General features: G+C 65.5%; 9 protein-coding genes and 1 pseudogene. 5 read left to right on the top strand and 5 right to left on the bottom strand.

From position 1 onward, the window contains the following. Nucleotides 1–85: 85 nt before the first annotated feature. Together WS61_RS09785 and WS61_RS09780 are read right to left on the bottom strand one after the other, a co-directional pair. Nucleotides 86–1,075 (bottom strand): quinone oxidoreductase, encoded by a 990-nt coding sequence (locus WS61_RS09785; protein WP_059500366.1) that lies wholly within the window; start codon nucleotides 1,073–1,075, stop codon nucleotides 86–88. A 132-nt stretch (nucleotides 1,076–1,207) separates the two neighbouring features. Continuing rightward, entirely contained in the window at nucleotides 1,208–2,167 is a 960-nt protein-coding gene (locus tag WS61_RS09780) for an aldo/keto reductase (protein WP_059500278.1), read from the bottom strand. 170 nt (nucleotides 2,168–2,337) lie between these two features. Between WS61_RS09780 and WS61_RS09775 the strand changes: the two genes are divergently transcribed. The 5 genes and pseudogenes from WS61_RS09775 (at nucleotide 2,338) to WS61_RS09755 (ending at nucleotide 7,778) form a co-directional block, all read left to right on the top strand. Beyond that, on the top strand, nucleotides 2,338–3,237 hold the full coding sequence (locus WS61_RS09775; RefSeq protein WP_059500277.1) for an AraC family transcriptional regulator: 900 nt from the start codon (nucleotides 2,338–2,340) through the stop codon (nucleotides 3,235–3,237). Nucleotides 3,238–3,398: 161 nt separating this feature from the next. After that, nucleotides 3,399–4,315, top strand: a pseudogene (locus WS61_RS09770) (LysR substrate-binding domain-containing protein). Between the two features lie 214 nt (nucleotides 4,316–4,529). After that, a complete protein-coding gene (locus tag WS61_RS09765; protein WP_059500276.1) occupies nucleotides 4,530–5,579 on the top strand; it encodes an Ldh family oxidoreductase in 1,050 nt (349 codons plus the stop codon). A gap of 141 nt (nucleotides 5,580–5,720) precedes the next feature. Further along, nucleotides 5,721–7,001 carry an MFS transporter gene (locus WS61_RS09760; RefSeq protein WP_059500275.1) on the top strand — a complete coding sequence of 427 codons (1,281 nt, stop codon included), beginning with the start codon at nucleotides 5,721–5,723 and terminating at the stop codon, nucleotides 6,999–7,001. 45 nt (nucleotides 7,002–7,046) lie between these two features. Continuing rightward, nucleotides 7,047–7,778 carry an ABC transporter substrate-binding protein gene (locus WS61_RS09755; protein WP_059500274.1) on the top strand — a complete coding sequence of 244 codons (732 nt, stop codon included), beginning with the start codon at nucleotides 7,047–7,049 and terminating at the stop codon, nucleotides 7,776–7,778. Between the two features lie 31 nt (nucleotides 7,779–7,809). On the opposite strand, the gene WS61_RS09750 is transcribed toward WS61_RS09755, so the two are convergent. The 3 genes from WS61_RS09750 to WS61_RS09740 form a co-directional block, all read right to left on the bottom strand. Next, the gene (locus WS61_RS09750; protein ID WP_059500273.1) at nucleotides 7,810–9,012 is read right to left on the bottom strand and encodes an MFS transporter; all 1,203 of its coding nucleotides are present in this window, start codon (nucleotides 9,010–9,012) and stop codon (nucleotides 7,810–7,812) included. Nucleotides 9,013–9,225: 213 nt separating this feature from the next. Further along, complete coding sequence (locus WS61_RS09745; RefSeq protein WP_257127228.1) at nucleotides 9,226–11,622, bottom strand: dockerin; 2,397 nt, start codon at nucleotides 11,620–11,622, stop codon at nucleotides 9,226–9,228. Next, entirely contained in the window at nucleotides 11,619–13,892 is a 2,274-nt protein-coding gene (locus WS61_RS09740) for a LamG-like jellyroll fold domain-containing protein (protein ID WP_059500271.1), read from the bottom strand. Before WS61_RS09740 ends, WS61_RS09745 begins: the two co-directional genes overlap by 4 nt. Nucleotides 13,893–14,085: the final 193 nt, after the last annotated feature.

The raw sequence follows: 14,085 nt of genomic DNA, 5'->3' as shown, positions 1-14,085 counted from the left end.
CGGCGTAGCGCGCGTGAGCGTTTCGACACGGCGATGCCTGCGCATCGCCGGCCCGGCGTCCGCGTCGCATGAATGCCCGGTGGGGCTACCCGATGTCCATCACTGCCTTGCCCGACTGGCGGCGCTCCTCGAGCGCAGCATGCGCTTCTTCGACGTTCTCCAGCGTGTAGCGCCCGTTGATTTCCACATGCAACGCACCCTGTGCGACGGCGGCGAACACGTCGTCGGCGCGGCGCTGCACGGTGATCGCGTCGGCGAGATGATCGGCGAGCCGCGGGCGTGTCAGGAAAAGCGAGCCGGCTTCGCCGAGTTCGTAGGGATCGAGATCGCGGATCGGGCCGGTCACCGAGCCGTAGTTGACGACCAGCCCGCGCACCCGGGTCGCACGGAAGCTGTCGCGCAAAGTGGTCTTGCCGACGGCATCGAACACCACGTCCACGCCGCGACCGTCGGTCAGTTCGCGGATGCGGTCCGCGAAGCCGCCGTTCTCGTAGAACAGCACGTGATCCGCCCCGCGCGCACGCGCGATCGCGGCTTTGTCGGCCGTGCTCGTCGTGGCGAACACTTCGACGCCCCGCCGCTTCGCCAACTGCACCAGCAATTGGCCGATACCGCCCGAGGCCGCATGGACGAGGCAGGTCATACCGACTTCGAGCTTCCCGACGTCGTCGAGCAGATAATGCGCGGTCGAACCCTGAAAGATCGCTGCAGCGGCGAGATCGTACGCAATGTCGTCCGGGATGCGTGCGAGCCGCGCGGCGGGTACGACTGCATACTGGGCGTATGCCCCCCAGACGATGCACCACGCGACGCGATCGCCGGTGTGCACGGATGTGACGCCTGCCCCCACCTCGACGACCTCCCCTGCGCCTTCCATGCCGAGCGTGCACGGAATCCGCACGGGATAGGTACGCGAATCGCGGTACTTCCCCTGTCGCGTATGAACGTCCATGAAGTTGATGCCGGCCGCGACCACACGCACCAGCACTTCGCCCGCGCCCGGCTTCGGCACGTCGATATCCACTCGACGCAGCACGTCGGGGCCGCCGTATTCATGAATCTGAATGGCTCGCATGAGCATGTCTCCTTCGTTCGATCACGTTTGCACGACAGGCACGTCTTGTCGCGGCGCATCGACGAAACGGTGCGTCGACGTGGGGCGGCACGACATCGGCATCGACGTCGGCGACGACTGCGCGCACGGCATTCAGGCCTGCATCTCGTGTTCCCACCAGCCGCGCGTGTTCACGTCCGCAGCGTCGGCGAGCGCTTCCAGCCCGGCGATTTCGTCGGCGGCAAGCGCGATGCGGCTGGCTCGAACCAAGCCATCGACATGATCGGGCCTGGTCACGCCAACGATCGGCGTCGTTCCCTTGGCGATGGCCCAGGCCGTCGCGACATCGGACGCTGCTGCCCCGCGCGTCCGACCGATCGCGGCGAGTGCGTCCGTCAGCGCTTTCAGCCGGGGCAGCATGCGATTGTAGGTCTGCGCCCGGTTGCTGCCTTCCGGCAAAGGATGCGCCGGACCGTACTTGCCGCTCAACGCGCCCTGCTCGAGCACCATATAGGCGAAGAACGGGATGCCGCGATCGCGGCAATAGTCGAGGATGCCGGCGCGTTCGGAATCGCGATAGAGGAGACTGTAGTGGTTCTGGATGGCTTCGACCCGAAACCCGGCTTCGCCGAGAATCCGGTCGGCGTGTTCGATTTCGCTCAGGTCGTGATTCGAGACGCCGACGTGCCTGACCTTCCCGCTCTCGAGCAACGGAATCAGGTGCGGCGTCCATCGCGCCACATCGGCCGGATTGTGAATCCAGTAGAGGTCGATGTAATCCGTACCGAGGCGGGCCAGACTCTGCTCCAGCATGTCCGCCACCGGATCGGCGCCGGTTCCCGCGGCCTGCGGGGTGAATTTCGTGGAAAGCCGGTAGTCGCTGCGCGCGAAGCGCTTCAGCACTTCGCCGAGTAGGGTCTCCGAACGGCCCATGCCGTACACCATGGCGGTGTCCCAGAAGCCGAATCCGGCCGCATGGGCCTTGTCGGCGACTTCTTCCAGGCCAGCCCGGGTGAGGCTGCTGCCGAAGTAGCCATCGCCTGCCTCGCCGCTGTCGCCCCAGGCCCACGTGCCCAGCGCGATCGTGGGTGTCATCGTATTGTCGGTTGTCATGTCGGATCCCTGTTCGTCTGGCGACCGGGTTTGCCGTGCCCCGGCTGCCAGGAACACTATGCTGTACCGCGCCGCCGAACCGTGAGCCCGATACCCCGAAATAGCTGCACGATCCTCCGGAATCAGGTTCGCATTGCCGCCCTCCCGCGTGGCATGCGATAGTCGGACGCATGGAAACACTGACCGAAATCGCTTCCGTCATTGCCCGGCACATCTCGACGGATGGCTTCCAGGCCACCCCGATCGAGCGCGTGACGCTCGTTCGATCGTCCACGGTGACGATGCCGATGCCGAACGTCTACCGGCCGCAACTCTGCCTCGTCGCGCAGGGGCACAAGGAGGTCACGCTGGGCGAGCGCATCTTCAAATACGCACCGGGGCGCTACGGGGTCGTGACCTACGACCTGCCGGCAACGGGCCGCGTGGTCGACGCGACGCCCGACAAACCCTACCTGTGCCTGTACCTCGATTTCGATCCGGTCATGCTGGCGGATCTGGCACTGCGCGTGCCACCGCCGCCGGACGCGCCCTTCCCGCCGATCGGCAAGACGGTGTCCGACGCCGGCGCCGGCCTGCTCGACGCGGCGCTGCGCCTGTTGCGCCTGCTCGACGATCCGGCCGGGCTGCCCGTGCTCGGGCCGCTTGCCGAGCAGGAGATCCTCTATCACTTGCTCGCCGGCCCCGACGGCGCCAGGATGCGCCACATTACCGCCAGCCAGGGCCGGCTGGCTCAGGTCGGTCGCGCCATCGCATGGCTCGGCAAGCATTTCCGGGAACGGTTCAGCATCGAGCGGCTTGCCGCGGAAGCCGGCATGAGTCCGTCGAGCCTGCACGAGCATTTTCGCGCCGTGACGGCGATGACGCCGTTGCAGTTTCAAAAGCAACTCAGGCTGCAGCAAGCGCGCAGCCTGATGCTGGTGCACGACATCGACGTCACGACCGCCGCCTTCCGCGTGGGTTACGAGAGCACATCGCAGTTCAGCCGCGAATATCGCCGTCATTTTGGAGAATCGCCGGCACGCGACATCGCTCGCTTGCGCGCTTCGGCGGATTCGGCAGTGGTCACTTGAGTCGGGATGGCTTCGCACGCCGCGCACCGGGCAAGAATGGAAGCGGCGCGCCGCAACACGGGATGATCGCGCCGGCGAATTCGTGTGCCATACGCACGAATTGACAGCCCCGATCGGTGCACTGAAACTGAGCATCCCTTTCCATCGCGGCGATCACCGGAATGAATTTCGAGATATCGGACTTGCGGGCCTTCGTGGCGACGGCCGACCTCGGCAGCTTTCGCGCGGCGGCCGACACACTGCATCTGTCGGCGTCCGCGCTATCGCGCCGGATCGAAAAACTCGAGGAGGTGCTGGGCGTCAGGCTGTTCGAGCGAACGACGCGGAAGATGGACCTGACGATCGTCGGTCGCGGGTTTCTCGAGCGCGCTCACCGCATCCTCAACGAAGTCGACAACTCGATGCTCGAGTTCGACGATCTTGCACGCAAGATGACCGGCGAACTGACGGTCGCGTGCGTGCCGTCGGCGGTGCGCTACTTCCTTCCGGAAACCATTGCGACCTATCATCAGCGTTACCCGGGCATTCGCCTTCGTCTCATCGACGAGCCGTCGTCGATGGTTTTCCTCGCCGTCGCCCGTGGGGAAGCCGATTTCGGCCTGACTTACGTCGGCACCGAAGAGCCCGACATCGAATTCACGCCACTGCTCGACGACCCGTTCGTTCTCGCGTGCCCGCGCAGTCATCCGCTTGCAAAACGCAAATCCGTCGCCTGGGCGGAGCTCGCCAGCCTCGAGTATCTGGCCATCGCACAAGGCAGCGGCAATCGCGCGGTCATAGACGAAGCGCTGGCAGGCGTCGCCGACCGGCCCAAATGGTTCTGCGAGGTACGCCATGTACCCGCGCTCGTGAGCCTGATCGAAGCGGGGTGGGTGTCGGTGTCGTGCCTCGGCTCGCGATGCCCCGCGGCCCGCACAAGGTACTTGCCAGCGTCGCGCTCGTCGATCCACCGATCCGGCGAACGCTGGGTGTCATCCAGCGGCGCGGCCGCGGTCTGTCCTCCGCAGGCCGCTTCTTCCTTCAGCTGTTGACGGAGATGCGAGCGCCCGGTATGCCGCCCGCAAACGCTGCCGCATAGGCGAAGCGCCGGCCCCGACTCGAGACGGCCCGGCAAGGTCTTCGCGAGTAGGCCAGGGTTGGATTCGATTCGTGCGTACGACGCACCAATCGAACGAAAATATGCGTTTGTTGGGTGAACCGCTCCTGCACGATCATGTGCGAAACGCAAGCGTCGTGCCGTGCGCAGCCGCTTGAACCGCACAGCGTCCAAATCGAAGGAGACAACGCATTCCATGACCCAGCCCACTCCCACCCATGGCATCGTCAGCAAGGCCCATCTGACCGAGCTGACCGTCGAAGCACTCTGCGCGCTCGGCCTGACGCGCGCCGACGCGACGGACACCGCCACGATCCTCGTGCTTGCCGATCTGTTCGGTTTGCGCACGCACGGCACGAGCCGCATCGAGTCGTACGGCGCGCGACTGCGCATCGGCGGCATCAATCCCGCGCCTTCGATCACCGCCGAACAGGTGGCGCCGGCGCTTCACCGCCTCGACGGCGACAACGGCATCGGCCCGCTCGTCGGCTATCGCGCGCTCGATCTGGCGATGACCGCTGCACGCGAACATGGCATCGCCTGTGTGTTCGTGCGCGGCAGCAACCACTTCGGCCCCGTCTCTCCGTATTCGTACCTCGCCGCGATGCAGGGCTTCGCCAGCATCATCGGCAGTAACGCGACGACGACGATCGCGCCGTGGGGCGGCACCGACGCTCGCCTGGGCAACAGCCCCGTCGGCTTTGGCGTCCCGAACCCGAATGGCCGTCCGTTCATGCTCGACATGGCGATCAGCGTCGCGGCACGGGCGAAGATTCGCAACGCGCTCAAGCGCGGCGAACCGATTCCCGACGATTGGGCAACCGATGCACACGGCAAACCGACCACCGATCCGAAAGCCGCGCTCGATGGCTTTCTGCTGCCGATCGGCGGCCACAAGGGCTACGGCCTCGCGCTGGTGGTCGATCTGTTCGCGGGACTGCTTTCCGGCGCGGCCTATCTCACGCACGTCAAGTCGTGGGAAGACGATCCTGAACAACCGCAGAATCTCGGCCACTTCTTCATCCTCGTCGATACGGCCAAGCTCGGCAGCACCGAATGGCTCGCCACGCATATGGCCGACCATGCGGCGATCCTGCACGGCTCCAAACCCGCCGATCCGGACGCGCCCGTGATCGTGCCCGGCGAGATCGAACTCGGCCGCCTGGAGCGCCAGATGGCGGAGGGCATCGATATCGGCGCTGCCCAGCTCGCCATGCTGGAAGCGATCGCGCATCCGCGGCGCTGAACGCGTCGTTCGCGAGCGTGGCCCGCCACGCTCGCGCCGTTCCGAACACACGGCGCGGCGGCGAACCGACCAGGCGGCGGACCGGATGGCGCGTACGAGCGCCCGGCCGTCAAGCACATAACAAGCTCCAGGGAGCGACAGGTGACAAACATTCGATGGCGCATCGTCCTGCTGTTGTTCATCGCAGGCTTCATCAACTATCTCGACCGTGCGGCGCTGTCCGTCGCCGCGCCCGCCGTCATGCGGGAATTGCATATGTCGCCGAGCAGCCTCGGGCTGCTGTTTTCGACGTTCTTCATCGGCTATGCGGTATTCAATTTCATCGGCGGATGGGCGGCGGACCGCTGGGGCGGCAAACGGGTTTTCTCGGGCGCAGTCCTGACGTGGTCGTTGCTATGCGGCGCGACCGGCCTTGCCGGCGGCTTCGGATCGCTGCTGGCCGTGCGCACCCTGTTCGGCATGGCCGAAGGCCCGCTCGCGACGACGATCAACAAGATCGTGAACAACTGGTTCCCGCACAAGGAATCGGCGACCGCGTTCGGCTTCGCGAATTGCGGCCTGCCGCTGGGCGGCGCGGTGGCGGGGCCGGTAGTCGGCCTGCTGACGGCCGCTTACGGCTGGCGCGTCGCATTCGCCGGAATCGCGTGTTTCGGCCTGCTCTGGCTGGTGTTCTGGGTGTTCATGGCGACGGACAAGCCGTACCAGCATGCACGCGTCTCCGCTGAAGAACGCCGGCTGATCGAATCCGATCGAAGCGTCGCCGAAAGCCCTTCCGACCTGCGGCCCCTCGGCTTCTACCTCAGGCAGCCCGCCATTCTCGCGGCGATGATTTCGTACTTCGGTTACAGCTACATCCTGTTTTTCTTTCTCACGTGGTTCCCGACCTTTCTGACGATGGACCGTCACCTGAGCCTCAAAAGCATGAGTCTCGCGACGGTGCTGCCCTGGCTGCTGGGATTCGTCGGCTACGGACTGAGCGGCGTGCTGTCGGACCTGATCTTTCGCCGGACGGGCAATGCCCTGCTTGCGCGCAAGCGGGTATTGATCGCCTGTCTCGGCACGGCAGGCGTGTGCGTCACGCTGGCCGGCGCCGTGACCACGACGCTCGGTGCGCTGCTGTTGATGGCCGTTGCGGTGTTTGCCCTTTATCTGAGCGGCAGCGCCTATTGGGCGCTGATCCAGGACACGATCCCCGGCCCGAAACTCGGCAGTGTCGGCGGATGCGTACATGCGATTGCAAACTGCGCAGGCATCGTCGGCCCGGCTGCAACCGGCTTTCTCGTGCAGGAAAGCCATACGTTCCTCAGCGCGTTCTTTCTCGCGGGCGGTATCGCGCTGGCCAGCGTGCTCGCCGTGGCGATACTGCTGAGGCCTCGCGCGCCGGCGCCACGCGCATCGAGCGATGCGCGGGTCTGTGGTTGAAGGCCCCGCGCCCACCCATGAAAGTCAGTTCTTCTTACCATCGACATGAAACCCGATCCATCCGTCATTCGCGCATTCACCCCTGCCGGCAAGCTGCGGGCATCCATCAATCTTGGGAATCCCATTCTCGCGGGCAAGGACACCTCGGGCGCCCCGACCGGTGTGTCGGTCGACCTGGCGCGCGCCTTTGCCGCAACGCTCGGTGTCGCGCTCGAATTGGTGGTCTTCGATACGGCGGGCAAGTCCGTTCAGGCGGTCGGCGACGAGCGGGCAGACGTCGGCTTCTTCGCCATCGATCCACGGCGAGGAGAAACCATCGCGTTTACCGATCCGTACGTTCTGATCGAAGGCTATTACATGGTGCGCGATGCATCGCCGATTCGCACCAACGACGATGTCGACCGGCCGTCGATCCGCGTGGCCGTTGGCGAGGGAAGCGCTTACGACTTGTTCCTGACGCGCGAATTGAAGCATGCGCGGATCGTTCGTGCGCCGACGTCTCCGACCGTTGTCCGCACCTTCCTCGACCAGGGTCTGGAAGTCGCCGCCGGCGTCAAGCAGCAGCTCGAGGCAGACGCACGTCGAGCCCCCGGCCTGCGCTTGCTCGACGAGCGATTCATGGTGATCCGTCAGGCGATGGGCTTGCCGAAGCGCCGCGGTGCGGCGGCAGCCGAGACGTTGCACGCCTTCGTCGAGGAAGCGAAGACATCCGGGTTCGTCGCCGAGGCACTCGCGCGGCACGGGATTACCGGCGCGTCGGTTGCACCTGCCGCATAGGCCGATACGGCCCACGCGTCGCGGCCTGGCGTCAGTCCGGCACGCGCGCAGTCGATCGGGTTCGGACCACGCCGACGGCGACGAGCGCGCCGCCCAGTATCGCCATGCCGATCGACGTCAGCGTCACGACGAGTGCAACGCGCCCGTGATCGGAGAAGAGCCCGACGAGCAACCCGGCAAGCGGCTGTGTCGCGTTGTTCAGCAGGACGATGACGCCCGTCGTCTTGCCGTAGTCCCGAGCGGGGATGATCGCCTGCCGTGCGCTGCGGATATACACGTTGAACATCTTGTCGAAGCCGATGACCATCAGGAAACCGGCAACGTAAATCGCAATCGAACCCGACGTGCCCATCACGAGGCCGCCTGCCGCGATCGCAACGAAGGCGACGATGCCAAGCCGCACGCGCGATACCTCGATACGCGCGACGAACAACAGGATCGCGACCGTCGCGACGGCGCCCGCGACCTGCAGCCCGGCATAGAAACCGCCTGACTGCCGAAACGTACCGGTCACCATTGCGGCCGACGTCGCAAGTGTCGTCCCGATCACGAGGTTTTCCGCCGCCGCGAGCAGGACCAGCCGCAAGAGCCCCGGCAGCGTGACGACATGCGTCAGCGCCACGCCGAACGGCGCATACCATGGCCCCGTCGCGCGTTCGGGAGGCGCCACGCGCGCCGTGCTGGTCCGTTGCCATACGAACATCGCCATATCCGCCGCGACAAACAGCAACGCCGCGCAAGCGACGGCCCACTCCCAGGTGCGCCATCCCAGTAGCGCCGCCGCGACGATCGGCCCGAGCACGACACCCGACTGATCGGAGAGCTGCGTATGGGCCAGCACTTTCTCGAAACGCTGCCGCGGAAAAATCTGTGGCAGCAGCACCTCCCGGGCGACGAGACCTTGGCTCGTGAGTGCACCGCATACGGCGGACAGCGCGATCAACCAGCCGATTCCGCTCCAGGCGACATAGCCGGCGATGCCGATCAGGCAAGCGACGGCCCGGCTGGTCTGGCTCACTCGCAACACACGAATTGGCGACACGCGGTCGCTCAGTGCGCCGCAGATCGGAAAGGCGATGAATCGCGGAACCGTTTCGACGAAAAACGCGAGGCCGGACCATGTCGCTTTCTGAGTGACCTGAAAGACGACGAGCGGCACCAGAAAGAGCAGCATCTGGTCTGCCAGACGCGACAGAAAGAGAGAACCTAGAAAGGCCGGCTGCTCGACACGCATTGCGCGTATGCCTCTGCAAGATTGATCGGAAGGTGCCCGCTGGGTACGCCTGCTTCGCCGGACGCTCGGTACGTCGATCCGGACGCGCCGCCGATGTTGCGCGGCTCGGAGCGGACCCGCCGACAAGCACGAGATCCTCGCCCTTGCCGCCATTCAACCACGCGCTCCGTCCGGTTGCAAACCGCAACCGGACGGTCGACAGGCCGATCGACCTCAATTGCTGAAGATCAGACCGCGAGCGGCGCCATTGACGTAAATCCGGCCGTATGTGTTCCAGTCGCCAGCCATCACGCCGGAGTCGCCGAATTGGTGCGTGTCGTCGTTGAAGCGCGCCCACGTTGCGCCGCCGTCGTCGGAATGGTAAATGCCCCAGACACCGTTCAGCGTGCCTTCCACGTACACCGCGGCCGAGTACGGCGAACCGGTCGGCGCCTTGCCCAACGCGATCACCGTGGCGCCCGGCGTGCCGTTGGCCGACGCAAAGGCGCCGAGCTTCGCCCAGGTCGCCCCGGAGTCCACCGAGTGGTACACGGCCGTGCCGTCGGCCAGCCAAAGATCGCCCTCCGCGTTCGGATTGACCGCCATCGACGTATCCCGCCACGAATTCCAGGCCAGATTCGCGTTCACCGAGCCCTGGCTCAGCATGAACGTGTGGCCGCCATCGTTCGAGACGTAGATCTTGCCGCGCTGCCAGCTCCACGACGCACCGCCCGAATCGTACGCATAGACCTTGTTCGGGTTCTTGCGGTCCGCGGCCAGGCGATAGGCACGCGGGAAGCCGTACCAGGTGGCGCTGAACGCCGGCAGGTTGGTCGCCGTCCAGCTGGCGCCATTGTCGGTGGTGTACGACGGCACCGAGTCCGGCGGTGCCCAGGTCACGTTGTTGCGGGACGGGACCGCCAGGTTGCCCACGTTGCTCTGGCTTGCCGCGGCGCCGTTGGGCAGCGACGCGAACGTCGCCCAGCTATTGCCGCCGTTGCCCGACCAGAAGCCCTTGGTGGCATGGCCGTTGGCGTTGTCGACGCCCGCGGCAGCGATGTACGTCGGATCGGACCACGACATATCGGCCGAATTGCCGCTGCTCCACGTGTTCAACGGGCCTTTCGTCGGCCTCGTCGAGAGGTCCGTATTGACCCACGTGCCGATGTCGCCGGCGCTGTTGATGAAGTTGTACGACGCACCGGGCGGCGCCGTGACGAGTGCGAGCGTCACGGTTTCCTCGAGGTTGTCGACCTTGGGGCTCCAGGTTGGCGTGGGCGACGACGCGTTCATGGTTTCACAGATACCGCCGCCGTGGACGTGCATGATGTGATCGCGATTGGCGGGGTCGATGGTGACGCTTTCCACCCAGCCGGCGCAGCCATCCGAGGCCGTGCCCGTATGCGGCATGCCGGCCTCGATTTCGCGCCACGTGTTGCCGCCGTCGTCGGACAGCTGGATGGTCTTGCTGGTGTCGCTCCAGCCGGTCATGCCCAGTGCAATTCGGGCGGACGAGCCCAGACCGGAGACGGACAGGCCGCCGAAGCCGTTGCTGCTGGAACGGTTGAGCAGCGTCCAGTTGCCGTCGTTGCTGCCGCCGAACTTGTAGAGATAGCTCGGTCCGCCGATGCCCTGGCCGACGCCCGCGTTGAACACCACGTAGAAGTTGCCGTCGGACGTGCGCACGACGTGCGGGATGTAGTAGCCGGACACCGTCGGCGGGACGGACACCGGGGTCCACGAGAAGCCGCCGTTGGTGGACTTGTACAGCGTCGACGTCAGGCCCGCTGCGTTGGCGTAGTCCGGGGCGACGGTGGCCCACATGATCCAGGTCGGCTGGCCGCTGCCCTTGCCCGACGTATCGAAGATCACCTGTTCGACGCCGATCGGGGAATTGCCGCCGCCGATCGTGGTGGAGGACAGACCCGTGACCTGCGCCCACGTGCGGCCCGAATCGGTACTCTTCCACAGGCCGGCCGTGCGCGATCCGTAGAACAGCGTCGACGGATTGTTGGGGTCCACCTGCAGGCGCTCGCCGGTGGCCCGGCCGTTGTCGTTGCCGCCCACCGGGAACGGCAGATCGTAGTGCGTCCAGCTGTTGCCACGATCGCTGGAGATGTAGATGCGGCCGTTGTGACCTTGCGTCACGGTAATGCCGGCCATCATGTAGACGAGCTGGTCGTCGTTCGGGTCGAGTGCGAGGCTTTCGACGCCGTGGAAGTCGCCCTCGCCCGCGCCGAAACCGATGCCGTCGGTGATGGGTGCCCATGTCGAGTCGGTCGCGTTCCAGCGGTACGCGCCGCCGACGTCGGTGCGTGCGTACAGCAGGCTCGCGTTGGTCGGATGATAGATCAGGCCGGTGACGTAGCCGCCCCCGCCCCACTTGACGCTGGTCCAGCTGGCCGCCGGCAGGTTGCTGCCGCTGCCGTTTCCGCCGATCTGGTCAAGCTTGGCGGCGACATCGGCCCCCAGGCTGGACGTGCCTGTCGTGCTGTCGGATCCGCCACCACAGCCCCATAACGTACACGCCATCGCCGCGACTGCGATCCGTCGTCGAGAAAACACGGTCATCGGAGATATCCTTGAAGGAAGAGGTTCATCGCAGGGCCCGCCATGGGCCCGCGCAATCAATTCGCCATGAGCGATGCAATCTGCGCAGCGCCGAGCGCACCGCGATAGATGCGGAAATCGTCGATCAGGCCGTTGAACGTGGCGTCGGCACTGTATTGCGATTTGCCCAGCCAGTTCTGCGTGGTACCGCCAAGGCGGAACGGCGCCTGGAACATCGCCGTGTTGGTGCTGACGGGCGTACCGTCCACGTAGATCGTGCCGGTCGACCCCGACAGCGTGACGGCCACATGCACCCATCGCTTGCTCGGCAGCTCGGCGGGGGCGTCGATGACCTGTTCCGGAGGGCCGTCACCGGGGCCGTTGGCCGTCATGGCGAAGCGCATGCCGGCCCAGCCGTTGCGCGACTGCCCGCGCGGCGTGAACATCATGTAGCGGTGGAAGCCCGTGCCGAAGTCGAACAGGCGTGCCCACGTCTGCGAGCCGTTCCAGAACACCCAGCTGGCGATGGTGAAGTCCGACACATCGGTCAGCACATCGTCGGGCAACGCCACATACGCGCCCGAGCCGTTGAGCGAGACCGCGTTGCCGTTGCGCCCCGCTGCCCACGTTGCGCCGTTGAGCGTGCCATTGCGCCCGTTGCCCGAACGATCGGCGGCCGTGATGCCGCTGCCTTCATCGAAGGCGAGGTGCGCAAGCAGCTGCTGCGCCGTGATCACTTTCACTTCGTTGGAGTGCGCCGATTCGCCCGCAATCGTTTGCGCTGTCACGACATAAAAATACGTGCCGGCACCGGCTGGCATGTCGGTATAGGTCAGCAGATCGGTGATCCCGCTCTGGATGGTGCTGTACGGTCCGCCGGCAATGGTCGCGCGCTTGACGTCGTAGCTCGTGGCACTGCTGCTGCCCCACCACGACAGCACCACCTTGCCCGCGCTGGCGTAGCCGGTCAGGCCGGTCGGCGTGGCGGCAGCGGGGCCGGGGTCGAGCGTGCAGGTGAGCGTGCCGTAGCCGAGCTGGTCGAAGCCGCCACTGTTGGGGCCGTAGTTGCCGCCACCGCCTTCCGGTGCCACGAGTTCGGCTGCGCGCTTGGTGTAAGGCGCCGCCAGGCCCTTGCGGTTGATGTAGTGATTGGCCACCAGCGCCCAGCAGGGCCGCCCCAGCGCGCTGCCTTGCCCGCCGGCGGCGAACTGCGTCTGGATGACGCCGGCGCTGTTCTGGTACGTGACGAAAGGCACCGTGTAGAACGCGCCGTCTGCCTGCTTCAGGTTCGCCTTGGCCACGTATTCGGCGCCCGCCAGAAAGCGGTTGTTGTCGTAGCCGTACAGGTCGATGCCCTGATTCCACGCCATTTCGCAAATGGCGCCCGTCAGTGCAATGCCCAGCACACTGTGCCCCTGGTCCCGGCCGGCTTCCTGCCATTGCCCGAGGTTGCCGGGATGCATGTAGTACACGGCCTGGCGGATACAGCCGTTACTGCCACCGGTCTTGAAATGGGTGACGGCCTCGTCGACGAGCCCGGCATCGTCGCACAGCACGCCAATGGCGAGGACGCACGCGACGTTGGCCAGTCCCCAGTTGGCCCAGTAGTGCGTGTCCATCGCGGTGTCGATACGGGTCAGGAAAGCATGGCTGACCGGGTAGAAGACATTGCGCATCATCGCCTGAAACGCGGCGAGGCCGGCCGGGCTCCAACCGCTGTAGCTGCGCATGATTTCGGCTACGTTGGCGAACTCGTAGCCATAGATGCCGGCAGCGAGTGCCACGTCGCTGCCGCCGAGCGTCGTCAGCGTCGAGGCCCATCGGTCCAGATACTCCACTGCCTTGTCGGCGTAGCGCTTGTCGCCCGACACCTTCCAGCGCAGCGCGTCGCCGTAAGCGGCGGCGATGTCGTTGTAGAGGGCGCCGTAGTTCTGACCATGCGTCGGATCGTTGCCGCGATAGATGCCGACCTGCGGGTTAGGCTCGTTCGTCAGGCGCGTGTGACCGTTGGCAGCGAGCACGTTCCAGCTGTCGATCCACGGGGAAGCGTGCGCGCCGACTTTCGCGCGCATGCGTTCGAAATCCGCGTCGGTATGCAGCAAGCCAGGATGCGTGAAGGTGCGGGTTTGGGCAGTGCCTGCCGACGTCGCACCTGCGTCGATACCGTCCGAAGTCGGGGCCACGGCGGACGCTTGGCCGCCGCTGTTTGCCGATGCACGCTCACCGCCTGTAACCGCGTTCCCTCCGTCGCCGCCGCATCCGGCCAGAAGCGTTGCACCGAGCCCCATCACGAAATGGCGTCGTGCAACATTGTCGATGTCGCCAAGTGCGACGATTTCCCCGGATAGCATCGTCGATGCTCCCTTGTCTCGCATGTCTGGATCCCCTGTTTTTAGCTATCGTCAACGCGACGAAAATGTACTATCCGTTCCGTATCCATCAGGAACGGGGTGCATTCTATCCAGTGTGATAGGGATCCAATCAAGCGGAAAATAACAAATTCACCGATGACACGCACTTGTCACATCGGTGATGCAGGGATCG

It is taken from the genome of Burkholderia sp. ABCPW 11, assembly GCF_001523445.1.
In the GTDB taxonomy this organism is placed as follows: Bacteria; Pseudomonadota; Gammaproteobacteria; order Burkholderiales; family Burkholderiaceae; genus Burkholderia.
Note: the sequence above shows the minus strand (reverse complement) of the source record. Positions and strands in the feature narration are given on the sequence as shown.